This window comes from Pseudomonas sp. MWU12-3088, from assembly GCF_023242405.1.
In the GTDB taxonomy this organism is placed as follows: domain Bacteria; phylum Pseudomonadota; class Gammaproteobacteria; order Pseudomonadales; family Pseudomonadaceae; genus Aquipseudomonas; species Aquipseudomonas kribbensis.
In genome coordinates this window covers 159,502-184,456 of the sequence record NZ_JALJEA010000005.1, presented here as the reverse complement: position 1 = coordinate 184,456, position 24,955 = coordinate 159,502, and the positions used below count along the sequence as shown (strand labels likewise).

Sequence of the window (24,955 nt, the reverse complement as noted above, 5' to 3'; positions counted from 1 at the left end):
TTTTCAGGAAGCCGGAAACGCAAAAAACCGCTTTCGCGGTTTTTTGTGAGATTCAAGATCGTGACCTTGAATTTGAATTGGTGCCCAGAAGAAGACTCGAACTTCCACGACCGTAAGGTCACCAGCACCTGAAGCTGGCGTGTCTACCAATTTCACCATCTGGGCTTCATCTTCAGCGTTGCCGCTGTTGATGTGGCGCACTATACGGAGCGCCTTTTGATCTGTAAACCCCTGATTTGATTTTAATAAATCAATTTCAGAAAAAAGTCGGAACGCAGAATGCAAAAAACCCGCTTTCGCGGGTTTTTGTGTGAGTCTTGAAACTGATCTAGTCTCAAACTCGAAATTGGTGCCCAGGAGAAGACTCGAACTTCCACGACCGTAAGGTCACCAGCACCTGAAGCTGGCGTGTCTACCAATTTCACCACCTGGGCATCTCGACAGCGTCTGTACGTCGTCGATGGCGCGCACTATACGGAGCGTCTTTTTAACTGTAAACCCCTGCCAGCAAAAAAATTGGTTTTTTTTACCAGCGGTGTTCAAAACGCCTTTCAGACGTCGATACAAGGCTCAAGACGCGCCTTATAGAGTCGGAAATTTCCCGTTTGATGGCGCCTATGCCAAACTAACCCGCATATAGACAAGGTGAAAACTCTCTAATGGCCGATTGGCAGTCCCTCGATCCCGAGGCCGCTCGTGAAGCGGAAAAATATGAAAACCCTATTCCCAGCCGCGAACTGATCCTTCAGCACCTTGCTGATCGGGGTTCGCCTGCTGCCCGCGAGCAACTGGTCGAAGAATTTGGTCTGACCACAGAAGACCAGATTGAAGCCCTGCGCCGCCGCCTGCGCGCCATGGAGCGCGACGCTCAACTGATCTACACCCGCCGTGGCACGTATGCGCCGGTGGACAAGCTCGACCTGATCCTCGGCCGCATCAGCGGTCACCGCGACGGCTTCGGCTTCCTGGTGCCGGATGACGGCTCCGACGACCTGTTCATGAGCCCGGCGCAGATGCGTCTGGTGTTCGACGGCGACCGGGCCCTGGCCCGTGTTTCCGGCCTGGACCGTCGCGGTCGTCGCGAAGGCGTGATTGTCGAGGTGGTGTCCCGTGCCCACGAAAGCATCGTCGGCCGTTACTTCGAAGAGGGTGGTATCGGCTTCGTGGTCGCGGACAACCCGAAGATCCAGCAAGAAGTGCTGGTCACTCCGGGCCGCAACGCCAATGCCCAGATCGGTCAGTTCGTCGAGGTGAAAATCACTCACTGGCCGACTCCGCGCTTCCAGCCGCAAGGCGATGTGATCGAAGTCGTCGGCAACTACATGGCGCCGGGCATGGAAATCGATGTCGCCCTGCGCACCTATGACATTCCGCACGTCTGGCCTGAAGCCGTTCTGAAGGAAGCCGGCAAGCTCAAGCCGGAAGTCGAAGAGAAAGACAAAGAGAAGCGCGTCGACCTGCGCCATCTGCCGTTCGTCACCATCGACGGCGAAGATGCCCGCGATTTCGACGACGCGGTCTACTGCGAATCCAAGCCAGGCAAGCTGCGCCTGTTCTCCGGCGGCTGGAAGTTGTACGTGGCGATTGCCGACGTTTCCAGCTACGTGAAGATCGGCTCGGCCCTGGACAACGAAGCCCAGGTGCGCGGCAACTCGGTGTACTTCCCCGAGCGCGTGGTGCCGATGCTGCCGGAGCAGCTCTCCAACGGCCTGTGCTCGCTGAATCCGCACGTCGATCGTCTGGCCATGGTTTGCGAGATGACCATCTCCAAGTCCGGCGAAATGACCGACTACTGCTTCTATGAGGCAGTGATCCACTCCCACGCCCGTCTGACCTACAACAAGGTCAGCGCGATGCTGGAAACGCCGAAAGCCACCGAAGGGCGCAAGCTTCGCGGCGAATACACCGACGTCCTGCCGCACCTGAAACAGCTCTACGCGCTGTACAAAGTGTTGCTGGCGGCCCGTCACGTGCGTGGCGCGATCGATTTCGAAACGCAGGAAACCCGGATTATCTTCGGTTCCGAGCGCAAGATTGCCGAAATTCGTCCGACCACCCGTAACGACGCGCACAAGCTGATCGAGGAATGCATGCTGGCGGCCAACGTGGCCACCGCCGAATTCCTGAAAAAGCACGAAATCCCTGCGCTGTATCGCGTTCACGACGGTCCGCCGCCGGAGCGTCTGGAAAAACTGCGCGCGTTCCTCGGTGAGCTCGGCCTGTCCCTGCACAAAGGCAAGGACGGCCCGACGCCGAAGGACTATCAGGCCCTGCTGGCCAGCATCAAGGACCGTCCGGATTTCCACCTGATCCAGACCGTGATGCTGCGTTCCCTGAGCCAGGCGGTGTACAGCGCCCAGAACGAAGGCCACTTCGGCCTGAATTACGAAGCCTATACCCACTTCACCTCGCCGATCCGTCGTTACCCGGACCTGCTCACGCATCGGGCGATCCGCAGCGTGATCCATTCGAAACAGGACACCCCGCACGTTCGCCGTGCCGGTGCCATGACCATTCCGAAGGCGCGCATCTATCCGTACGACGAAGCGGCCCTGGAGCAACTCGGCGAGCAGTGCTCGATGAGCGAGCGTCGTGCCGACGAAGCGACCCGCGATGTAGTGAACTGGCTCAAGTGCGAGTTCATGAAAGACCGCGTGGGCGAATCGTTCCCGGGTGTGATCACCGCCGTGACCGGTTTCGGCCTGTTCGTCGAACTGACCGATATCTACGTCGAAGGTCTGGTGCATGTGACGGCGCTGCCGGGCGATTACTACCACTTCGACCCTGTGCATCACCGCCTGGCGGGCGAGCGCACCGGTCGCAGCTTCCGTCTCGGCGATACCGTTGAAGTGCGCGTCATGCGCGTCGATCTCGACGAGCGCAAGATCGACTTCGAGATGGCGGAAAAAACCATCAGCGCGCCAATCGGTCGCAAGAAGCGTGGCACCGAAACCGCTGCTCCAGCGGCCAAGGCTGTGGAAGAAAAGGCTCCGGCAAAAACTGCCAGCCGTCGTCCGGCCAAGGAAAAAGTCGCCGAGGCTTATCGCCCGAGCGATGCCGTGGCGAAAAACGCCGAGCTGCGTAAAAGCCGTGAGATGAAGAAGGCCTTGCTGGCCGACGCCAAAAACGGTGGTAAAGCGGCGTCCGGGGGAAAGACCGGACGGTCGGCGCCTGAAAAGGCCTCCGGCAGCAAGCCAGGCAAACCGAGCAAACACCGCAAGGGCCCGCCAAAAGCGGGTTCCGCTCCAGCCAAAAGCGGCGGAGCACGTAAACCGAAGGCGAAGTCATGAGTCAGTTGGAAAAAATCTACGGCGTTCACGCGGTAGAAGCGTTGCTGCGTCACCACCCTAAACGCGTCAAGCAGATCTGGCTGGCTGAAAGCCGCAACGATCCGCGGGTGCAGACGCTGATCGAGCTGGCCAACGAAAACCGCGTCCAGATCGGTCAGGCCGAGCGTCGCGAAATGGACGCCTGGGTCGAAGGCGTGCACCAGGGCGTGGTGGCGGACGTCAGTCCGAGCCAGGTCTGGGGCGAAGCGATGCTCGACGAGCTGCTCGACCGCACCGAAGGTGCGCCGTTGCTGTTGGTGCTCGACGGCGTGACCGATCCACACAACCTTGGCGCCTGCCTGCGTTCGGCGGATGCTGCCGGTGCGCTGGCGGTCATCGTGCCGAAAGACAAGTCGGCCACTCTGACGCCGGTCGTGCGGAAAGTGGCCTGCGGCGCGGCGGAAGTGATTCCGCTGGTGGCCGTGACCAACCTTGCGCGCACCCTGGAAAAGCTTCAGCAACGTGGTCTGTGGGTTGTCGGCACGGCAGGTGAGGCCGAGGTCAGCATCTATGACCAGGACCTGACCGGTCCGACCATCCTGATCATGGGCGCCGAAGGCAAAGGCATGCGTCGCCTGACTCGCGAGCACTGCGACTACCTGGTGAACCTGCCGATGGCCGGTAGTGTCAGCAGCCTCAACGTGTCGGTTGCGACCGGCGTGTGCCTGTTCGAGGCCCAGCGCCAGCGCGGTGCCAAGGCCAAGGCGGCTGCCAAAAAGGCTTAAGCCTCGCGCAGTCCAAAATGTGGGAGCGAGCCTGCTCGCGATAGCGGAGTTACATTCAGCATCATTGTTGAGTGTTTCCCCCAATCGCGAGCAGGTTCGCTCCCACAGTGCTTTGTGGTGTGACCCGGATTGGTGGCTGTTCAAATAATCACCAATTGCCTTGCACCTCTTCTGTCCCTTCTCTACAATTGCGCCCCTTGCTGTGACGGCAGGCACCCATGTGCCCCACGCCGGCAAGTCCATAAGTGTCATTCACTCCTTGTCTGACCGTTTTTGAGCGGCAGGCTACAACCCGTAAGGAGCATTCATGCGTCATTACGAAATCATCTTTCTGGTCCACCCTGACCAGAGCGAGCAAGTCGGCGGCATGGTTGAGCGTTACACCAAGCTGATCGAAGAAGACGGCGGCAAAATCCACCGTCTGGAAGACTGGGGCCGTCGTCAACTGGCCTACGCAATCAACAATGTTCACAAGGCTCACTACGTGATGCTGAACGTTGAGTGCACCGGCAAGGCCCTGGCCGAGCTGGAAGACAACTTCCGCTACAACGATGCTGTGATCCGTAACCTGGTCATCCGTCGCGACGAAGCCGTTACCGGCCAGTCCGAGATGCTCAAGGCTGAAGAAAACCGCAGTGAGCGCCGTGAGCGTCGCGAACGTCCTGAGCACGATGGCAGCGCCGATGGCGATGACAGCGATAGCGACAGCGACAACAGCGATAACGCTGACGAGTAATCCACGGACCTTTTAAGGAGCCTATCAAATGGCACGTTTCTTCCGTCGTCGTAAATTCTGCCGCTTCACCGCTGAAGACGTGAAGGAGATCGACTACAAAGATCTCAACACTCTGAAAGCCTACGTATCCGAGACCGGCAAAATCGTTCCAAGCCGCATCACCGGTACCAAAGCTCGTTATCAGCGTCAGCTGGCCACCGCTATCAAGCGCGCCCGCTTCCTGGCCCTGCTGGCCTACACCGACAGCCACGGCCGCTGAGACCGGGTAGTCGACAAGTAAGTAAGGGATCGAATGCATGCGTGCCTTGGCTGAATTCATCATGCGGGGGCGTATGCAGGCCACGCTGGTCGTGGCCGGATCTGCGGCATTGCCGCTGTTGTTCTGGTTGAGTGCCGCTGCAGGTTGCCTTGTGCTCCTGCGGCGCGGTTCGGACGCCTTGAGCGTCCTGGGTGTGGGAGTGTTGTCAGCGTTGGTGAGCTGGCACTACCTCAAAGACCCGACGGCACTGATAGTGCTGCTCGGGGCTTGCGGTCTGGCGCTGGTTTTACGCGCCGAACACACCTGGAATCGCGTGCTGCTGGTCAGCGTGGCCGTGGGATTGTTGGTTGCCGTGAGCCTGGGGACCGTTTTCGGTTCCTTCACCGAAGCGCTGGCGCAGACGTTTGAACAAGTCTTGCCGCTGGCGATGGGTGAGGTCTACGAGAAATTCTCGGCAGACCAGAAGGCGATTCTCACGGGATTGGCGGTTCCACTGTCGATCATTTCGACAGCGGTGTCGTTGCAGGTTTTTAGCGTGCTGTGCCTGATTCTTGGGCGCTACTGGCAGGCGTTGTTGTATAACCCCGGCGGTTTCGGTCGCGAGTTTCGCGCCATCCGACTGCCGAAAGGCGTTGCGCTGTCGCTTCTGGCCGTCATGTGTGTGGCACCGTTCTTCGGTCTGCATGCACTGGTTCTGTTGCCGTTGTGCAGTGTGCCGCTGTTCTTCGCCGGTCTGGCCCTGGTTCACGGGCTGGTGGCGCAGAAACGGCTGGCCGGTTTCTGGCTGGTGGGGATATACGTCACGCTCGTGCCTTTCATGCACTTGCTCGGTCCGTTGCTTGTGGTCTTGGCCATTGTCGACAGCCTGATTGATTTTCGCGGTCGTCACGTGTCGAAAGACACCGATAACGCGAACGGTGAAGGTTAAAAGTTAAGAGGATTTCCACATGCAACTGATCCTTCTGGAAAAAATCGCCAACCTGGGCAACCTGGGCGACAAAGTAAACGTTAAGGCCGGTTACGGCCGTAACTACCTGCTGCCTTTCGGCAAAGCCACCGCTGCGACCGCTGCCAACCTGGCTGCGTTCGAAGAGCGTCGCGCTGAGCTGGAAAAAGCCGCTGCCGACCGTAAAGCATCGGCTGAAAGCCGTGCTGCCCAACTGGCCGAGCTGGAAGTGACCATCACTGCCACCGCTGGCGACGAAGGCAAGCTGTTCGGTTCGATCGGTACTCACGACATCGCTGACGCACTGACCGCCTCCGGCGTTGAAGTTGCAAAAAGCGAAGTTCGTCTGCCGAACGGCACCATCCGCAACGTGGGTGAATTCGACGTGGCTGTGCACCTGCACGCCGAAGTTGAAGCCACCGTACGCGTTGTCGTGGTAGCAGCTTAAGCAACACCCTGATCGACTGGCGGCTTGTACGCCAGGCGGTTAACATCGGGCACGATCCTGTCTTCAGGTCGTGCCCTTTGTCTTTCTGCAATCCCTGCTTTTCCTGAATAAAAAGTGGCCATGAACGAAATCTCCGCTCCCGAGCAATACGATCTGCAAACCGCCGCGCTGAAGGTGCCGCCGCATTCCATCGAGGCCGAACAGGCCGTGCTCGGTGGTCTGATGCTGGACAACAACGCCTGGGAACGCGTGCTCGATCAAGTCTCCGACGGCGATTTCTACCGGCATGACCACCGTCTGATTTTCCGTGCGATCGCCAAACTGGCCGATCAGAACTCGCCGATCGACGTCGTGACCCTTGCCGAGCAACTGGACAAGGAAGGTCAGACCTCGCAAGTCGGCGGCCTCGGATACCTCGGTGAGCTGGCGAAAAACACGCCGTCCGTCGCCAACATCAAGGCCTATGCTCAGATCGTTCGCCAGCGTGCGACGTTGCGTCAGTTGATCGGCATCAGCACCGAAATTGCCGACAGCGCCTTCAACCCTGAAGGTCGCACCGCCGAGGAAATCCTCGACGAAGCCGAACGGCAGATCTTCGCGATTGCCGAGGCCCGGCCAAAAACCGGCGGCCCGGTGGGTGTGAATGACCTGTTGACCAAAGCCATCGACCGCATCGACACCTTGTTCAACACCGCCGACTCGATCACCGGCCTGTCCACCGGCTATACCGACCTCGACGAGAAGACCAGCGGCCTGCAACCGGCCGACCTGATCATCGTCGCCGGCCGTCCGTCGATGGGTAAGACGACTTTCGCGATGAACCTGGTGGAAAACGCCGTGTTGCGCAGCGACAAGGTGGTGCTGGTGTACTCCCTCGAGATGCCAGGCGAATCGCTGATCATGCGTATGCTGTCGTCCCTCGGCCGCATCGACCAGACCAAGGTGCGTTCCGGTCAGCTCGAAGACGACGACTGGCCGCGCCTGACCTCGGCGGTCAACCTGCTCAACGACCGCAAGTTGTTCATCGATGACACCGCCGGCATCAGCCCGTCGGAAATGCGTGCCCGGACCCGGCGCCTGGTGCGCGAGCACGGTGACATCGGCCTGATCATGATCGACTACCTGCAGTTGATGCAGATTCCGGGCTCCAGCGGTGACAACCGGACCAACGAGATTTCCGAGATCTCCCGATCCCTGAAAGCCCTGGCCAAGGAATTCAACTGCCCGGTGGTGGCTCTGTCGCAGCTCAACCGCTCCCTGGAACAACGTCCCAACAAGCGCCCGGTGAACTCCGACTTGCGGGAATCCGGAGCGATCGAGCAGGACGCCGACGTCATCATGTTCGTGTACCGGGACGAGGTGTATCACCCGGAAACCGAGCACAAAGGCATCGCCGAAATCATCATCGGCAAACAGCGGAACGGCCCGATCGGCTTTATCCGCCTGGCCTTCATCGGCAAGTACACGCGCTTCGAGAACCTTGCGCCGGGCAGCTATAACTTCGACGACGACGAATAGCGCGGTTGATCACTTCTGGTGATCAAACAGTTTTTGGGCAACCCTTGGGCTGATGAGCTCCCGCCAGATCCGTTGGTGGGAGCGGCCGGCCTGTTCTTCGCGCTGTTGAAACGCGCTGCCGAGCCTGCTTTGTTCCAGGGTTTTCAAGTGTGCACCCTTGAGTGTGTAGTCCAGCGCCGCGCGATCTTGCCTGTCGTAGTGAAAGTGGGCCTCCCACAACGGCGCATTATCTGAACGTTCGTTGATCGAGTAGACATCGAGGAACGACTTGTCCCTTCCCTTGCCCGTTTGTCTGCGATCTACCGTTTTCACTATTTTCAGCTGTGAGTGATCGAGCAGGAAGTTCAGGCGCAGTACATCCAGCACATCCTTGTTTTTGTACATCCGTATCAGAATGGTTTGTCCTTCGGCGTCCATTAATGCAGCGGCGGTTCTGAGCCGAATGATCAAGCCGCTGGCCTCGGCGTTCTCTGTTACCCGGTCAATGGCCTCCAGACGTTGCGCCAGATCCCTGAAGCGATCCGTTTCTGCGCCCAGAAATTCGACGATATTGGTCGGATTGGCTTTGCGGGCTTCCATCATCCGGGCCTGGGTTACATGTTCATTCACACGTTCAAGACATTCAGTCGCGTTGCTCACAAGTTGTGGTCCGGGCGTGAGAGCGGCGGCGGGGAGAACCCGTCGCCACTCACCTTCGATTTTCTCGTAGCGTTGAGGTGGCTGGTGTGGCTTGAAAAGATCGGGAACCTTGAGCGTGACACTGCCATCCGCTGCGGTGTCCTGCACTCCGACCAGAACCCGGTAAGTGCCATGATGGCGTGTCCGGAACATTTTTCGCGGGGCGGTCGCCCCGATCTCTCCAGCGGGCTGCTCCGGAAGAAAATCGAAATCGATATCCTGATCGTAGAGAGGTAATTGGCTGTTGCTGTCGACCTGTTCATGGAATGCGTTAAGTCGGTTGTCGATTTTTGTTTCGAACGTATCCATCAAGGACAGCACCTGGCTGACGTATCCCGCCTTTACGGGATCCGCTGAAGTATCCAGAGATTCGAACCTGGCTCTGTCACTCCTGATGTTTTCCAGCGTCAATTGCAGCGCCAGCGGTTCAAGGCCACCAGAGACTTCGTGCAAATCCTTGTTCAACAGGTGCAAGGCCATTGCACTACGCATGCCGAAAGGCGGCGGATTTTCGGGGTCGTCGGAAATCAGGCGCAGGCAGATGTTGTATTGACTGGAATGGATCTGATCTACGGTCGGTAATCCGCGGTTCATATTGTCCAGATCTGATGTTGCGCTGCGGTCGGCTTTGCGAATCTGATCCATAACATCCTGACGATCACTCATGATCTTCAGCTTTTTGTTGAGATGGGCAAAATTGTTCTTCAGCGACTCGACCGTTATTGCATGCACGGTCGGAAGGACCCTGCGGTCCATCACGGCGATCAGCTTGTTGAGATATTCGAGTCTGTCCAACTGATGAGTATGCAATTCGCTTTTGTAGAGTCCGCTGGCTTTCAGATAGATCAACCAGCTCTTGTTGTCGATCAGTGACTTGGTGTATTCGGCCTGCATTCTGGTGTGCTTGATGATATGCACTTCAAGCTTGATCAGCGCCTCTTTTTCTGCCTGGCTTCCCTCAGGAAGATATCGGGCACTGTCCCAGAGTTCTCTATAGCGCTTGTCGGATGCGCCTAACGCCTCGAAGGCGCTTCTGATAGGGGCATACCGTTGAAGCAAATAGTCTTTGTTTTCCTGGATCTGTGCGGTACGTCGCATGCCTCCCTTGAGTCCATCCAGACTTGTCGTCCAGATGCCATCGGCATTGCGGGTGATGGCCAGCGTTTCGCCGGATCGGCTTGCGCGATAGATATTTTCGCTGTCAACGGCGACCGGGTCCTTCGGATTGACGACACGCCAGACATTGCGCTTGGGAGATGAAGCGTCAACGTCGCGCATCACCTGATGGGCATGGTTCTCGATGATGACGTAGCGCTTGCCTTCGAAACCATGCAGACCGTCGCTGTCCGGTTCTGCTCCGGAGAAGTCCAGAGGCGTCCTGAAGGTCTCCAGCCGGCTGGCAGAGAGTGGGAGTGGGCTCTCTTCGAATTCGATCAGCGGGTGCCATCGGTTGCTATGGGGATCATGGAAGAGAATCGGCCCGGAGGGCCTTGATTCGCTTCCCAGTCTGGCCCGATAGAGAGCAGTGTCGGGATCCAGGCTGATCTGCAGGATGCTGCCATCGTACATATTGACGAACTGTCGGCCCTTGAACCTTCTGAATCCTGATGCGTCGGCGACCGGCAATCGGGTGTTCGGGGCAACCCTGTAGGCATCAAGTAAAGGCGGTGTGGGTATTGCGGGCGGGTATGAATGAGTTTCGCTGACGCTCACCGATGGCGCTGGAGATATCATGTCCGGGTCTGTGCTGTCCGGGATTCTGCCCGATGTCCTTCCATTGATGAGACTGTGCTCGATAGGACGGATGGTTTGCGAGGCGTCGTGCCGTGGCAGATGGTCATGGGTTGGTCGCAAAGGCGGGTTATGCACCTCGACGGTGGTTACGCCTTTTGACGGAGGTTTTGCAGGCATCTGTATTCATCCTTGAATAAGTTGAAGGGCATCTTTTGGAACCGGTGTGTGGCAGGTGGGGCAACGGAGAGAGAAACCGACCACGGTCGTCGGAATTGGTCAAAATTTGTGCTATATTCCGCGCCCGCGAAATCCAATGAAAGCCAACACCGGTTATCGACATGCAAGCAGCCAAGCCGTTATTTGACTATCCAAAATATTGGGCCGAATGTTTCGGACCAGCCCCGTTCCTGCCGATGAGCAGGGAGGAGATGGATCAGCTCGGCTGGGATTCCTGCGACATCATCATTGTCACGGGTGATGCCTACGTCGATCACCCGTCGTTCGGCATGGCGATCATCGGCCGGCTGCTGGAGTCGCAAGGCTTCCGCGTCGGGATCATTGCCCAGCCGAACTGGCAGTCCAAAGACGACTTCATGAAGCTCGGCGAGCCGAACCTGTTCTTCGGCGTCGCGGCCGGCAACATGGACTCGATGATCAACCGCTACACCGCGGACAAGAAAATCCGTTCCGACGACGCCTATACCCCGGGTGGCATGGCGGGCAAACGTCCGGATCGCGCGAGCCTGGTCTACAGCCAGCGCTGCAAGGAAGCCTACAAGCATGTGCCGATCGTGCTCGGCGGCATCGAAGCCTCCCTGCGCCGCATCGCCCACTACGACTACTGGCAGGATCGTGTGCGCAATTCGATCCTGATCGACGCCAGCGCCGACATTTTGCTGTACGGCAACGCAGAGCGTGCGATCGTCGAAGTCGCCCAGCGTCTGTCTTACGGTCACAAGATCGAAGACATCACCGATGTGCGCGGCACAGCGTTCATCCGTCGTGACACGCCGGCGGGCTGGTACGAAGTCGACTCCACGCGCATCGACCGTCCGGGCAAGATCGACAAGATCATCAACCCGTACGTCAACACCCAGGACACTCAGGCTTGCGCGATCGAGCAGGAGAAGGGTCCGGTTGAAGATCCGCAGGAAGCCAAGGTCGTGCAGATTCTGGCCAGCCCGAAAATGACCCGCGACAAGACCGTGATCCGCCTGCCGTCGATGGAAAAGGTGCGTAACGACCCGGTCCTGTACGCCCACGCCAACCGCGTGCTGCACCTGGAAACCAACCCGGGCAACGCCCGTGCGCTGGTGCAGAAGCACGGCGAGATCGACGTCTGGTTCAACCCGCCGCCGATTCCGATGACTACTGAAGAAATGGACTACGTGTTCGGCATGCCTTACGCACGTATTCCGCATCCTGCGTACGGCAAGGAAAAGATCCCGGCCTACGACATGATCCGCTTCTCGGTGAACATCATGCGTGGCTGCTTCGGCGGCTGCACCTTCTGCTCGATCACCGAGCACGAAGGCCGGATCATCCAGAACCGTTCCGAAGAGTCGATCATTCGCGAAATCGAAGAGATCCGCGACAAGGTGCCGGGTTTCACCGGCGTCATTTCCGACCTCGGCGGCCCGACCGCGAACATGTACCGCATCGCCTGCAAGAGCCCGGAAATCGAATCCGCGTGCCGCAAGCCGTCCTGCGTGTTCCCGGGCATCTGCCCGAACCTGAACACCGACCACTCGTCGCTGATTCAGCTGTACCGCAGCGCCCGTGCGTTGCCGGGCGTGAAGAAGATCCTGATCGCCTCCGGCCTGCGTTACGACCTCGCGGTCGAGTCGCCGGAGTACGTCAAGGAACTGGTGACCCACCACGTCGGTGGTTACCTGAAGATCGCCCCGGAACACACCGAGGAAGGTCCGCTCAACCAGATGATGAAACCGGGGATCGGCACCTACGATCGCTTCAAGCGCATGTTCGAGAAGTACACCAAGGAAGCGGGGAAAGAGCAGTACCTGATTCCGTACTTCATCGCCGCGCACCCGGGCACCACCGACGAAGACATGATGAACCTGGCCCTGTGGCTCAAGGGCAACGGCTTCCGTGCCGACCAGGTGCAGGCGTTCTATCCGTCGCCGATGGCCACCGCCACCGCGATGTACCACTCGGGCAAGAACCCGCTGCGCAAGGTCACCTACAAGAGCGACGGCGTGACCATCGTCAAGAGCGAGGAGCAGCGTCGTCTGCACAAGGCGTTCCTGCGTTATCACGACCCGAAAGGCTGGCCGATGCTGCGTGAAGCGCTGATCCGCATGGGTCGCGCCGACCTGATCGGGCCGGGCAAGCACCAGTTGATCCCGACGCATCAGCCGGCCACCGACAGCTACCAGAGTGCCCGTCGCAAGAACTCGACGCCGGCTGGCAGCCATAAAGTGGCGAAGGACGTAAAAGAGAAGACCACCAAGATCCTCACCCAGCACAACGGTCTGCCACCGCGCGCCAGCGACGGCGGCAATCCGTGGGACAAGCGTGAACAGGCCAAGGCTGCGGCATTTGCCCGCAACCAGCAGGCCGCCAAGGAGCGCAAGGAAGCCGCGAAAGGCAAGGGGCCGAAGCCGGCTCGCAAGCCGGTCGTACCGCGCTGAAACGCACTTGAGCTGAACAGAACGCCAACCTTCGGGTTGGCGTTTTGCGTTGTGCCTCGCAACATTTGCGTGCAACTGTGCCAAACCAATTCACCGCATCGCCCGATTTTGGTGCTGTACTGCCCTGAGCATTCCGGGAAAGCGCCCAGGCCTCTGCATGGCATAAGTCTTGCGCGCTTTCGAATACGCTTGGGCTCGCAGGAGGCACGCCGTGTCGATTAATGTCGCATTGCATCACGTCACGCATTACCGCTACGACCGCGCTGTCGAACTCGGCCCGCAGATCGTGCGCCTGCGCCCGGCTGCCCACAGCCGCACGCGGATTCTGTCTTACTCGCTGAAAGTCTCGCCCGAGCAGCACTTCATCAACTGGCAGCAGGATCCCCAGGGCAACTACCTCGCACGGCTGGTGTTCCCCGAGAAAACCGCCGAACTGCGGATCGAGGTCGACCTGCTGGCCGAGATGGCGGTGTTCAACCCGTTCGATTTTTTCCTCGAGTCTTACGCCGAAAAAATCCCCTTCGCCTACGCCGCCGATGAGCGCAAGGAACTGGCGCCGTACCTCGAAACCCTGCCGCTGACGCCGAAATTCAAGGCCTATCTGGACGCCATCGACCGCACGCCGCTGCCGGCAGTGGACTTCCTCGTGGCGCTCAACCAGCGCCTGAGCGAGGACATCAATTACCTGATTCGCATGGAGCCGGGCGTGCAGACCCCGGAGCATACGCTTGAACAAGCCTCCGGCTCCTGCCGCGACTCCGCGTGGTTGTTGGTGCAACTGTTGCGCAACCTCGGACTGGCGGCGCGTTTCGTCTCCGGTTACCTGATTCAACTGACCGCCGATGTGAAGAGCCTCGACGGCCCGTCCGGCACCGAAGTGGACTTCACCGATCTGCACGCGTGGTGCGAGGTGTATTTGCCCGGCGCCGGCTGGATCGGCCTTGATGCGACATCGGGGCTGTTCGCCGGGGAAGGTCATATCCCGTTGGCCTGCAGTCCCGATCCGTCTTCGGCGGCGCCGATCAGTGGTCTGGTGGAGCCTTGTGAATGCGAGTTCAGCCACGAAATGTCGGTTGAGCGAATCTGGGAAGCGCCACGGGTGACCAAGCCCTACACCGATGAACAGTGGCTGGCGATTCAGGCCCTGGGCCGGCAGATCGATGCCGACCTGCTGGAAGGCGATGTGCGCCTGACCATGGGCGGCGAACCGACCTTCGTGTCCATTGATGACCCCGACGGCGCCGAATGGAACACCGCCGCGCTGGGCCCGGACAAGCGCCGGCTCTCCGCCGAGCTGTTCCAGCGCATGCGCAAGCACTACGCGCCCAAGGGGCTGGTGCATTTCGGCCAGGGCAAGTGGTATCCGGGCGAGCAACTGCCGCGCTGGTCGCTGAATTGTTACTGGCGCCGCGACGGTGTGCCGATCTGGCACAACAACGCGCTGATTGCCGACGAGCAGCAGGATTACGGTGCCACCGGTGAACTGGCCGGGCGCTTTCTGGCGAGTGTCGCCGAACGCCTGAAACTGCCGACACGCTTTGTGTTCCCGGCCTACGAAGATAATTTCTACTACCTCTGGCGCGAGGGCGCATTGCCGAGCAATGTCAGCGCCGAAGACTCGCGTCTGGAGGAGCCGCTGGAACGTGCGCGACTGCGCAAGGTATTCAGTCAGGGCCTCGATAAAGTCATCGGTCAGGTGCTGCCACTGGCGCGCACCGCCAAGGGCGATCAATGGCAGAGCGGGCGCTGGTATCTGCGGGATGAGCATTGTCGCTTGGTGCCGGGAGATTCGCCGCTCGGCTATCGCCTGCCATTGGGTTCGCAGCCCTGGGTGAAAGCGGCGGAGTATCCGTTCATTCACCCTAACGATCCGAATCAGGACTTCCCCGAGCTGCCCGACTCCGCGCAACTCAATCGTCACGACGCGCCGGCTGCCGCCGGTGAACGGATGCCGAAAATCGACGAGTCCGCCGACTGGCTGACCCGCACCGCGCTCTGCGCCGAGGCCCGGGAAGGCCGCTTGTATCTGTTCATGCCGCCGCTGGAGCGGGTCGAGGATTATCTGGAACTGGTGGCCGCCATCGAAGCCACTGCCGAAGAATTGCATTGTCCGGTGCTGCTGGAAGGTTACGAGCCGCCGAGCGATCCGCGCCTGAGCAACTTCCGCATTACGCCGGATCCCGGCGTGATCGAGGTCAACGTCCAGCCTTCCGCGACGTGGGACGAGTTGGTCGAGCGTACGGAGTTCCTGTACGAAGAGGCGCGCCAGACGCGACTGTCCACCGAGAAATTCATGATCGACGGGCGCCACACTGGTACGGGCGGCGGTAACCATTTCGTGCTCGGCGGGGCGACGCCGGCGGACTCCCCGTTCCTGCGCCGCCCGGATTTGTTGCGTAGCCTGATCAGCTACTGGCACAACCATCCCTCACTGTCTTACCTGTTTTCCGGTCTGTTCATCGGCCCGACTTCTCAGGCGCCGCGAGTCGATGAAGCGCGCAACGATGCGCTGTATGAGCTGGAAATTGCTTTCGCGCAGATGCCGGCGCCGGGAGAAGAATGCCCGCCATGGCGAGTGGACCGGCTGCTGCGAAATCTGCTGATCGATGTCACCGGCAATACCCATCGCGCCGAGTTCTGCATCGACAAGTTGTATTCACCGGACGGCGCCACCGGGCGTCTCGGCCTGCTGGAGTTGCGGGCGTTCGAAATGCCGCCCCATGCGCGCATGAGCCTGGCTCAGCAGTTGCTACTGCGGGCGCTGGTGGCGCGGTTCTGGCGCGAGCCTTATGAGCCGCCGAAACTGGCCCGCTGGGGCACCGAGTTGCATGACCGTTTCCTGCTGCCGCATTTCATCGAGCAGGACTTTGCCGACGTCATCGTCGAACTCAACAATGCCGGTTATCCGCTGCGTGCCGAATGGTTTGCCGCGCATCTGGAGTTTCGCTTTCCCAAGGTTGGCGATTACGCCGTCAACGGCATCGAGCTGGAATTGCGTCAGGCCCTTGAACCCTGGCATGTGCTGGGCGAGGAGGGTACGGCTGGCGGCACGGTGCGCTACGTCGACTCATCGCTGGAGCGTTTGCAGGTCAAACTCACAGGGTTGCCGCCGCAGCGTTACCTGCTGACCTGCAACGGCATCCCGGTGCCACTGCAACCGACCGGACGAGTCGGCGAGTTTGTCGCCGGCGTGCGTTTCCGTGCCTGGCAACCGGCCAACTGCCTGCAACCGACGATCCCGGTGCACGCGCCGCTGGTGTTCGATCTGCTCGACACCTGGATGCAGCGCTCGCTGGGCGGCTGCCAGTACCACGTCGCCCATCCGGGCGGGCGCAATTACGAGACGTTGCCGGTCAATGCCAATGAAGCGGAGAGCCGGCGAATGGCGCGTTTCTTCCGGATCGGACACACGCCGGGGAAACTTCCTATACCGAACCTGACTATCTCCGACGAGCTCCCGATGACTCTCGATTTACGACGCTTTTGATTCGTACACGACCCCCGGATTTTTCGTATATCCGGGCGTCATGTGCCTGCGTTAGTCTGACCGTTCCTTGCCGGCTGCCGAGCTTTCCATGCCTGACCTGCTTGACCGCTACCCGCTGACGGCGGGCACCTATCACGAACTGCTCGACGACAGCGGAGCGGTGCGTCCGCACTGGCAGCGACTGTTCGACCAACTGCAGCGCAGCACCCCGGCGCAACTGGTGCAGCGTCAGGCGCTGCTGACCCGGCAGATTCAGGAAAACGGTGTCACCTACAACGTGTATGCCGACCCCAAGGGTGCGGATCGTCCGTGGGAGCTGGATCTGCTGCCCCATGTGATCGCCGCTGACGAGTGGCAACAGCTGTCGGCCGGGATCGCCCAGCGTGCGCGCCTGCTCAATGCGGTGCTGGCGGATCTGTACGGTCCGCAGCGGCTGATCAGCGAAGGGCTGCTGCCGGCGGAGCTGGTGTTCGGCCACAACAACTTCCTCTGGCCCTGTCAGGGTATCTCGCCACCGGACGGGGCCTTTCTGCATCTGTATGCCGTGGATCTGGCGCGCACGCCGGACGGGCGCTGGTGGGTGACGGCGGATCGTACCCAGGCGCCGTCCGGTGCCGGTTATGCGCTGGAAAACCGCACTATCGTGTCCCGGGCCTTCCCCGAGTTGTACCGGGATCTGAAGGTGCAGCACCTGGCCGGTTTCTTCCGCACTTTGCAGGAAACCCTGGCCCGTCAGGCACCCTGCGACGATGACGCGCCGCTGGTGGTGTTGCTGACCCCGGGACGTTTCAACGAAAGCTATTTCGAACATCTCTATCTGGCGCGCCAGCTCGGCTATCCGCTGGTGGAGGGCGGCGACCTGACGGTGCGCGATGCCACGGTCTACCTGAAAACCCTCAGCGGTCTGCGTCGGGTCCACGCGATCATGCGTCGGCTCGACGATGACTTCTGCGATCCGCTGGAGCTGCGTACGGATTCGGCGCTGGGCGTTCCCGGTTTGCTCGAGGCAGTGCGTCAGGGCCGGGTGCTGGTGGCCAACGCGCTGGGCAGTGGTGTGCTGGAGTCGCCGGGGCTGTTAGGCTTTTTGCCGAAGATCAATCTGTACCTGTTCGGCGAAGAGCTGATCCTTCCGTCCATCGCCACCTGGTGGTGCGGAGAGGCGCCGGTGCTGGCCCAGGCGCTGGAGAAGCTGCCGGAATTGCTGATCAAACCGGCCTTTCCGTCCCAGAGTTTTGCGCCCGTTTTCGGGCGTGATCTGAGCGAAGAGCAGCGCCAAAACCTCGCCGAGCGCATGCAGGCCCGGCCTTACGCCTATGTCGCGCAAGAACTCGCGCAACTGTCCCACGCGCCGATCTGGCAGCCCGAGGACGGCCAGTTGCAACCGCGAGCCATCGGCATGCGCATGTATGCGGTGGCCAGTCATGACGGTTATCGGGTGTTGCCCGGCGGCCTGACCCGGGTGGCGGCCGAGGCGGATGCCGAAGTGGTGTCGATGCAGCGCGGTGGCGCGAGCAAGGACACCTGGGTGCTGGGCGACCGGCCGCCAAGCGGCGAGCAATGGAAGACCCAGCGCAATATCGGCGTGCACGATCTGGTGCGCCGCGATCCGTACCTGCCGTCGCGGGTGGTGGAAAACCTGTTCTGGTTCGGCCGTTACTGCGAGCGTTGCGACGACAGCGCTCGGCTGTTGCGGATCATGCTGGCGCGCTACGTCGACGGTGATGACCCGCAGGCCCTGCAGGCGGCCGTGGCGCTCGGCGAGCGGCTGATGCTGCTGCCGGACGAAGGCGAACTGCCGGACCGCTTGCTCGCGGCCCTGCTCGGTGAGGACTGGTCGTTCAGCCTGCGCTCCAACCTGCAACGCTTGCAGTGGGCGGCGTCGCAGGTGCGCGGCAAACTCTCGCGGGAGAACTGGCAGGCGCTGGTGGAGTTGCAGCGCGAAGCGACGGAGCTGGACACCGACGAACCGGATTTCGGCGAGCTGCTGGATTTTCTCAACCGGCTGGTGATGTCGCTGGCGGCGCTGTCCGGGTTTGCCCTCGACGACATGACCCGCGACGAAGGCTGGCGCTTCCTGATGATCGGCCGGCGCATCGAGCGCCTGCAATTTCTCAGCAGCAGTCTTGCGGGTTTCCTGCGTGGCGCCGGGGCGTTCGATCAAGCGGGGCTGGAGTGGTTGCTGGAGCTGGGTAACAGCAGCATCACCTATCGCTCGCGTTATCTGGCAGTGGCGCAGTTGATCCCGGTGCTCGACCTGTTGCTGCTGGACGAGCAGAACCCCCACGCGGTGTTGTTCCAGTTGAAACTGGTGACGCGCACCCTCAAGCGTCTGAACGATGATTTCGGTGTGCCGAGGGAGGCCGGGTTGCCAGAACTGGTCGAGCGTCTGGCGCGCTTTGATCTGGGGTGCCTGGAAAATCCATTGTTCGGCGAATCCAGCGTGCGTGCCGCGCTCGACGGTCTGGCGGATCTGCTGCAAGACATCGCCGACGCCAGCGGACAGGTGTCCGATCGTCTGGCCCTGCGCCATTTCGCCCATGTCGATGATGTCAGCCAGCGCACGGTGTCCGTCTGATGAATGCCCATTACCAAATCCTTCACGACACCTGCTATCGCTACGACAGCCCGGTCTCGCTGGCGCAGCAGCTGGCGCATTTGTGGCCTCGCGATTGCGCCTGGCAGCGCTGCACCGAGCAGCAATTGCTGATCAGCCCGGATCCGACCACGCGTCGTGACGAGCAGGACGTGTTCGGCAATCCGCTGACGCGCCTGGCGTTCGAACGGCCTCATGATGAATTGCAGGTCAATGCACGGCTGACGGTCGAGGTGCTGGCGCGGCCGGCGCTGGATTTCAATCTGTCCCCGGCCTGGGAATTGACCCGTAATGCGCTGACCTACAGCAGCCAGCCGTTGTCCGCGGAGTTGCTGGAGGCTTGTCGTTACCGGTTTCAGTCCCCCTACGTTCACTTGAAGCGCAGCTTCGTCGAGTTCTCCGAAAGCTGTTTTCCATCCGGGCGACCGTTGCTGCTGGGCGTGCAGGCGTTGATGGAAAAGATCTTCGACGAGTTCACCTTCGATGCCGAGGCGACGCAAGTCGCGACGCCGCTGGTCGAGGTACTGGAGCGGCGGCGCGGGGTCTGTCAGGACTTCGCCCACCTGATGCTCGCCTGCGTGCGTTCCCGAGGATTGGCGGCGCGCTACATCAGCGGCTATCTGCTGACACGGCCGCCACCGGGGCAACCGCGACTGATCGGCGCCGATGCGTCCCATGCCTGGGTTTCGGTGTTTTGTCCGATGCTTGGATGGGTGGATTTCGATCCGACCAACAATGTGCAACCGGCACTGGAGCACATCACCCTGGCCTGGGGCCGGGATTTCTCCGATGTGTCGCCGTTGCGCGGGGTGATTCTGGGAGGGGGGAGCCATGATCCGGAGGTGCGGGTCACGGTGATGCCACTGAATGAGTGACGAAGCACACGGCAGGGGCGGGCCAGCCCGTTCCTGCCGGTTTTGCGTTCAGTGGTCCTGCGGTATTGCTCAGGCCTCGGGCGCCTGGTCTTTCGGTGCCTCGACATCATCATCGGTCGCCACTTCACCGTCAGGGTTCAGTGCCGCTTCTTCAGCCATCTGTTTCTTGCGCTGAAGCTTTTCCTCTTTCTTCTGTTCCTTGGCCAGGTCACGTTGACGCTTGGCGAAGGAGTAATTGGGTTTGGCCATGGGCGATCCTCTGGGGTCGAAGGTGAGGTTGAGCGGCGCGTATTCTGCCCTGTATCGGTGCCCGGGGGTTAACCGGGTTTCTGGTCGACCCACTTTGGCGTGACGGTCGGCTGCCACTGGTCGAGGGCATCGAGCAGCGTTTGCGGCGACTCACTCACTTGCAGCATGTCACGGTGCGGTGCGCGAACGAAGCCTTCGCCGACGATGTGATCGAGAAATGCCGTGAGTTTGCTGTAGAAACCGTTCACTTCCAGCAGGCCCAGCGGCTTGCCGTGGTAACCGAGCTGGCCCCAGGTCCAGACTTCGAACAGTTCTTCCAGGGTGCCGAGGCCACCGGGCAGGGCGATGAACGCATCGCTGAGTTCGGCCATGCGTGCCTTGCGGGCATGCATGCCGTCGACCACTTCCAGGCGGGTCAGGCTTTTGTGACCGATTTCCTTGTCCATCAGGCTCTGCGGAATGATGCCGATCACTTCGCCGCCGGCGGCCAGCGCGGCGTCCGCGACAATCCCCATCAAACCCACGGCGCCACCGCCGTAGACCAGCTTCAGCTTGCGCTCGGCAATGGCTGTGCCGAGGGCGATGGCGGCTTCGGTGTACGCCGGGGTGGTGCCGGCGTTGGCACCGCAAAATACACAAACGGATGTGAGAGACATGCCTTCCTCCTGGGTCAATCGGTCACAGGGTAATGGCTGGCACGCCTTGATCCAAGGGCTAGACTTCGCGTTTCGGGGTTTCATAGGTGCCGCTGGCCCCACAGGCGTAGGCGGCGAGCAGACTGCACAACAGGCTGTTGAAGGACATGACTGATGCTCCAGTTGAGTTGAGCCCTGAAGATACGTCCCGGCCAAACGTCTGGCTGTTAGATTGTTTCGATGAGTGTCATAGCCTGAAAGTTGTATACAATTTTTGACTCAAGTCATAGGAACTTGCGAAGATTTCAGGCAGTCTTTCCACCATTCGTGTTTTTGTTAACCCTGCCTTGGAGATTCACCATGTTTTCCAAAGTTGTTGCGGTATCCCTGCTGGCGCTGGCCAGCAGCCAATTGATGGCTGCCGAGTGCAAAACCACCGTTGACTCCACCGACCAGATGTCCTTCAACACCAAGGAGATCGTGATCGACAAGAGCTGCAAGACCTTCACCGTCGAACTGACCCACTCCGGCAGCCTGCCGAAGAACGTCATGGGCCACAACCTGGTGGTCAGCAAGACCGCTGACATGCAACCGATCGCCACCGACGGTCTGGCTGCCGGCATCGACAAGAACTACCTGAAGGACGGTGACGAGCGCGTTATCGCCCACACCAAGATCATCGGCGCCGGCGAAACAGATTCGCTGACCATCGATGTATCGAAACTGGCTGCCGGCACCGATTACGGCTTCTTCTGCTCGTTCCCTGGCCACATCTCGATGATGAAAGGCACAGTGGTTGTGAAGTAAGAAAACCGCAGTCCAAAAAAAAGCGTCCCGAGGGACGCTTTTTTTCATGCCTGAAATTCAAGGCGCAAACGGCATGACCCGCTTGTGATGGGTCTTTTTGTAGGTGTTGATGATGATGTCGAACGCTTCCTGACGCACCGGCTCGCCGTGCAGGAAGGCGTCGATCTCGGCGTAGGTTACGCCGTGGGAGGCTTCGTCCGGTTTGCCCGGCGACAGGTCTTCCAGATCCGCCGTCGGCACTTTTTCCACCAGCGATTCCGGTGCGCCGAAGCTGCGGGCGATGGCCCGGACCTGGTTTTTCACCAGACCGCTCAGTGGTGCCAGATCGCAGGCGCCGTCACCGAACTTGGTGAAGAAACCCATCACCGCTTCCGCCGCGTGATCGGTGCCGATCACCATGCCATGGGCCGCGCCGGCGATGGTGTACTGGGCGACCATGCGCATCCGCGCCTTGGTGTTGCCGAGCACGAAATCCACCGACACCGCGTGCTTGCCTTCGAAGGCTGCGACTTCGCCGGCCAGGGATTTCACTGCCGGGCCGATGTTGACGGTGTGGCGTTCGTCCGGGGCGATGAAGTCCACCGAGGCCTGGGCGTCGTGTTCATCGAACTGCACGTCGTACGGCAGGCGCACGGCGATGAACTTGTAGGCCTCGTCTCCGGTGCGCTCGCGCAGTTCACGCATGGCACGCTGGGCCAAAAGGCCTGCGGTCAGCGAGTCGACACCGCCGCTGATGCCCAGCACCAGGGTCTTGAGTCCGGAATTGGTCAGGCAGTCCTGGATGAAAGTGATGCGTCGGGCGACTTCCGCTTCGAGGGCCTGGTAATCGGCGAACGGCGGCTGAACGTTGAGCTGTTCAGCAATCTCACGCTGTACGGCTTGCATGAATTCACTCCTTGCTAGAAAGGCTGGAAACGGCAGGAACCTGGAAAACGTGTCGCAAGTAGGCGACGAAATTCGGGTCTTTGCAGTGGGTCTTGCCCGGCTCGTCGGAGATCTTCGCCACCGGTTGGCCGTTACAGGCGGTCATTTTAAGCACGATGCTCATCGGTTCGACACCCGGAATGTCACAGGTCAGGTTAGTGCCGATGCCGAAGCTGACATTGATCCGGCCGCGCAACGCCCGGAAGATCTCCAGCGACTTGGGCAGCGTCAGGCTGTCGGAGAACACCAGGGTCTTGCTCATCGGGTCGATGCCGAGCTTGTGGTAGTGAGCGATGCATTTTTCGCCCCACTGCACCGGATCCCCGGAATCATGGCGCAGACCGTCGAACAGCTTGGCGAAGAACAGATCGAAATCACCGAGGAACGCGTCTGTGGTGATGCAGTCGGTCAGGGCGATCCCCAGCAAGCCACGGTACTCGCGGACCCAGCAATCGAGGGCAGCGATCTGGCTGTCGATCAGTCGCGGGCCGAGTTGCTGGTGGGCCATGATCCACTCGTGGGCCATGGTGCCCAGGGGTTTCATGTCCAGTTCGCGGGACAGGTGCACGTTGCTGGTGCCGACGAAACGTCCGGGGAAGTCGTGCTTGAGCACGTTCACCACTTCTTCCTGCACGCGATAGGAAAACCTGCGGCGCGTGCCGAAATCGGCGACCTGCAACTGCGACAACTCTTCAGACGAGGCGTTGGCGGTCAGCCAGTCAAACTTGCGGTACAGCTGCTCGCGAGCTTGTTCCAGTACCGTTTCGCGGTAGCGATAGCGGTTGCGCACTTCGCTGACGATTGCCAGTAACGGCACTTCGAACAGAATCACATGCAGCCACGGCCCGCGCAGGCGGATGAACAGCTCGCCGTTCTCGATGCCGGTGTGCAGGTAGCGCAGGTTGAAGCGGAACAGACCGAGGAACCGCAAAAAATCCGGCTTGAGGAACGAGATGCGCTCGAGAAAACTCAACTGATCGGCGCTCAGGCTCAACTCGGCCAGACGCTCGACCTGGAAGCGGATTTCCGCCAGATACGGGCGCAGGTCTTCACTGTTACGGCAACGGAACTCCCATTCGACTTCGACGTTGGGGTAGTTGTGCAGCACCGCCTGCATCATCGTCAGTTTGTAGAAGTCGGTGTCGAGCAGGTTCTGCACGATGCGATCGGCAAACACACTCTCGCTCATAACGGGGTCTCCAGGCGGGCCGCGCGTTGGCGCGGTATCAATCAATGGCGCTAGTGGCGCATATCCGGGGTGTGGATTGCCAGCGATTTTTATCCCGGCGCCGCCCCTCAGACCGCGTCAGGACTGTCGATCTGCTCCAGCATCCACTTCACGAAATCCCGCACCTTGGGCACTTCCGCCGCGTGTTCCGGGTAGGCCAGGTAATAGGCGTCAGTACTGGGCATTGCATGCTGCCAGGGAATGACCAGTTTGCCGTCGGCCAATTCCTCTTCCACCAGAAACCTCGGCAACAGGGCGACGCCGCAGCCGACCTGCGCCGCGCGGATGCACATATAAAAGGTTTCGAAACGCGGGCCGTGGTAGCTGTGCTCGGTCTGATAGCCCTGGCTGTCGAACCAGTCGTGCCACGCTTGCGGGCGCGAAGCATTCTGCAGCAGCACCAGATCGGTGAGTTGCGTTGGATCAGTCAACGGCGTGTCCGGCAGGCTGCTGGGCGCGCAGACGGGCACCAGCTCTTCGCCGAACAACTTCAGGCATTCGGTGCCGGGGCGTGAACCCTGGCCGAAATAGAACGCCAGATCGCTGCGCCCTTGCAGCAAGTCATCGGCTTCCTGTTCGTTGCACAGGTCCAGATGAATCGATGGGTGACGCAGGCGCCAACCCTTGAGGCGCGGCACCAGCCAGCGAGCACCGAAAGTCGAGGGCGTGGAGACGCGCAGGACTTCGGTTTCGCCGCCGTAGGAACGCAGGTAATGGGTCGACATCTCGACCTGGGTCAGGATTTTTCTGACTTCCACCAGGTACAGATCGCCGGCCGGGGTCATCTGCAAACGGCGGCGCACCCGACGGAACAACAAGTGCTGCAGCAATTCTTCGAGCTGCGCCACCTGCTTGCTGACAGCGCTCTGGGTCAGGTTCAGTTCCTCGGCGGCCCGGGTGAAACTCAGGTGCCGGGTCACGGCCTCGAAGCACTGCAGCGCGGTGATCGACGGCAAGTGGCGTTTGTTCAACATGGGCGATCCTTTTCTTGTCTTTCTGCGCAGCATGAATAAACGGAATGATATCTCGCGTAAAGGTCGTTTGTTGCATGGCCTTCCTGAAGCTACAACTAAAGGCCTGCCCGGTCGTGAAAACGCGACCGCACACATTCAGTTTTTTGCTTGAGGAATGAC

Annotated in this window: 19 protein-coding genes and 2 tRNA genes; 13 read left to right on the top strand and 8 right to left on the bottom strand. The window is 60.4% G+C overall.

Going from position 1 to position 24,955, the window contains the following annotated elements:
• Window positions 1–78: 78 nt before the first annotated feature.
• Window positions 79–165: transfer RNA gene (locus tag M5B98_RS14650), tRNA-Leu, on the bottom strand.
• A gap of 182 nt (window positions 166–347) precedes the next feature.
• A tRNA-Leu gene (locus M5B98_RS14645) sits at window positions 348–434 on the bottom strand.
• 225 nt (window positions 435–659) lie between these two features.
• Between M5B98_RS14645 and rnr the strand changes: the two genes are divergently transcribed.
• From rnr to dnaB, 7 genes are all read left to right on the top strand, one after another.
• Entirely contained in the window at window positions 660–3,290 is a 2,631-nt protein-coding gene (gene rnr, locus M5B98_RS14640) for a ribonuclease R (RefSeq protein ID WP_248743073.1), read from the top strand.
• The gene (gene rlmB, locus M5B98_RS14635) at window positions 3,287–4,054 is read left to right on the top strand and encodes a 23S rRNA (guanosine(2251)-2'-O)-methyltransferase RlmB (RefSeq protein ID WP_007967448.1); all 768 of its coding nucleotides are present in this window, start codon (window positions 3,287–3,289) and stop codon (window positions 4,052–4,054) included. The genes rnr and rlmB overlap by 4 nt, the downstream gene beginning before the upstream one ends.
• A 307-nt stretch (window positions 4,055–4,361) precedes the next feature.
• Window positions 4,362–4,790, top strand: a complete 429-nt coding sequence (rpsF, locus tag M5B98_RS14630; protein WP_007950702.1) for a 30S ribosomal protein S6 — start codon at window positions 4,362–4,364, stop codon at window positions 4,788–4,790.
• A gap of 28 nt (window positions 4,791–4,818) precedes the next feature.
• Window positions 4,819–5,049, top strand: a complete 231-nt coding sequence (rpsR, locus tag M5B98_RS14625; RefSeq protein WP_002551829.1) for a 30S ribosomal protein S18 — start codon at window positions 4,819–4,821, stop codon at window positions 5,047–5,049.
• 37 nt (window positions 5,050–5,086) lie between these two features.
• A complete protein-coding gene (locus M5B98_RS14620; protein ID WP_248743072.1) occupies window positions 5,087–5,977 on the top strand; it encodes a hypothetical protein in 891 nt (296 codons plus the stop codon).
• Window positions 5,978–5,996: 19 nt separating this feature from the next.
• The gene (gene rplI, locus M5B98_RS14615) at window positions 5,997–6,443 is read left to right on the top strand and encodes a 50S ribosomal protein L9 (RefSeq protein WP_003186385.1); all 447 of its coding nucleotides are present in this window, start codon (window positions 5,997–5,999) and stop codon (window positions 6,441–6,443) included.
• Window positions 6,444–6,563: 120 nt separating this feature from the next.
• Window positions 6,564–7,961, top strand: a complete 1,398-nt coding sequence (dnaB, locus tag M5B98_RS14610; protein WP_085711165.1) for a replicative DNA helicase — start codon at window positions 6,564–6,566, stop codon at window positions 7,959–7,961.
• A gap of 9 nt (window positions 7,962–7,970) precedes the next feature.
• Here dnaB and M5B98_RS14605 read toward each other — a convergent pair whose 3' ends face one another.
• Window positions 7,971–10,550 carry a hypothetical protein gene (locus tag M5B98_RS14605; RefSeq protein WP_248743071.1) on the bottom strand — a complete coding sequence of 860 codons (2,580 nt, stop codon included), beginning with the start codon at window positions 10,548–10,550 and terminating at the stop codon, window positions 7,971–7,973.
• Between the two features lie 161 nt (window positions 10,551–10,711).
• Between M5B98_RS14605 and M5B98_RS14600 the strand changes: the two genes are divergently transcribed.
• From M5B98_RS14600 to M5B98_RS14585, 4 genes are all read left to right on the top strand, one after another.
• Window positions 10,712–13,024, top strand: a complete 2,313-nt coding sequence (locus M5B98_RS14600) for a YgiQ family radical SAM protein (protein WP_248743070.1) — start codon at window positions 10,712–10,714, stop codon at window positions 13,022–13,024.
• A gap of 211 nt (window positions 13,025–13,235) precedes the next feature.
• Window positions 13,236–16,511 (top strand): DUF2126 domain-containing protein, encoded by a 3,276-nt coding sequence (locus tag M5B98_RS14595; RefSeq protein WP_248743069.1) that lies wholly within the window; start codon window positions 13,236–13,238, stop codon window positions 16,509–16,511.
• An 88-nt stretch (window positions 16,512–16,599) separates the two neighbouring features.
• Entirely contained in the window at window positions 16,600–19,086 is a 2,487-nt protein-coding gene (locus M5B98_RS14590; RefSeq protein WP_248743068.1) for a circularly permuted type 2 ATP-grasp protein, read from the top strand.
• A complete protein-coding gene (locus M5B98_RS14585) occupies window positions 19,086–19,979 on the top strand; it encodes a transglutaminase family protein (protein WP_248743067.1) in 894 nt (297 codons plus the stop codon). Before M5B98_RS14590 ends, M5B98_RS14585 begins: the two co-directional genes overlap by 1 nt.
• Window positions 19,980–20,048: 69 nt before the next feature.
• Here M5B98_RS14585 and M5B98_RS14580 read toward each other — a convergent pair whose 3' ends face one another.
• The gene (locus M5B98_RS14580) at window positions 20,049–20,228 is read right to left on the bottom strand and encodes a hypothetical protein (RefSeq protein WP_085701299.1); all 180 of its coding nucleotides are present in this window, start codon (window positions 20,226–20,228) and stop codon (window positions 20,049–20,051) included.
• Window positions 20,229–20,296: 68 nt separating this feature from the next.
• The gene (locus M5B98_RS14575) at window positions 20,297–20,884 is read right to left on the bottom strand and encodes a TIGR00730 family Rossman fold protein (protein WP_248743066.1); all 588 of its coding nucleotides are present in this window, start codon (window positions 20,882–20,884) and stop codon (window positions 20,297–20,299) included.
• Window positions 20,885–21,223: 339 nt separating this feature from the next.
• On the opposite strand from M5B98_RS14575, the gene azu reads away from it, so the two are divergent.
• On the top strand, window positions 21,224–21,670 hold the full coding sequence (gene azu / locus M5B98_RS14570) for an azurin (protein WP_248743065.1): 447 nt from the start codon (window positions 21,224–21,226) through the stop codon (window positions 21,668–21,670).
• A 57-nt stretch (window positions 21,671–21,727) separates the two neighbouring features.
• On the opposite strand, the gene nadE is transcribed toward azu, so the two are convergent.
• The 3 genes from nadE to M5B98_RS14555 form a co-directional block, all read right to left on the bottom strand.
• Entirely contained in the window at window positions 21,728–22,555 is an 828-nt protein-coding gene (gene nadE / locus M5B98_RS14565; protein ID WP_248743064.1) for an ammonia-dependent NAD(+) synthetase, read from the bottom strand.
• 4 nt (window positions 22,556–22,559) lie between these two features.
• On the bottom strand, window positions 22,560–23,783 hold the full coding sequence (gene pncB / locus M5B98_RS14560) for a nicotinate phosphoribosyltransferase (protein WP_114881226.1): 1,224 nt from the start codon (window positions 23,781–23,783) through the stop codon (window positions 22,560–22,562).
• A gap of 107 nt (window positions 23,784–23,890) precedes the next feature.
• Window positions 23,891–24,796, bottom strand: a complete 906-nt coding sequence (locus M5B98_RS14555) for a LysR family transcriptional regulator (protein WP_007950669.1) — start codon at window positions 24,794–24,796, stop codon at window positions 23,891–23,893.
• Here M5B98_RS14555 and M5B98_RS14550 point away from each other — a divergent pair.
• On the top strand, window positions 24,795–24,947 hold the full coding sequence (locus M5B98_RS14550; RefSeq protein ID WP_170931610.1) for a hypothetical protein: 153 nt from the start codon (window positions 24,795–24,797) through the stop codon (window positions 24,945–24,947). The genes M5B98_RS14555 and M5B98_RS14550 overlap by 2 nt on opposite strands.
• Window positions 24,948–24,955: the final 8 nt, after the last annotated feature.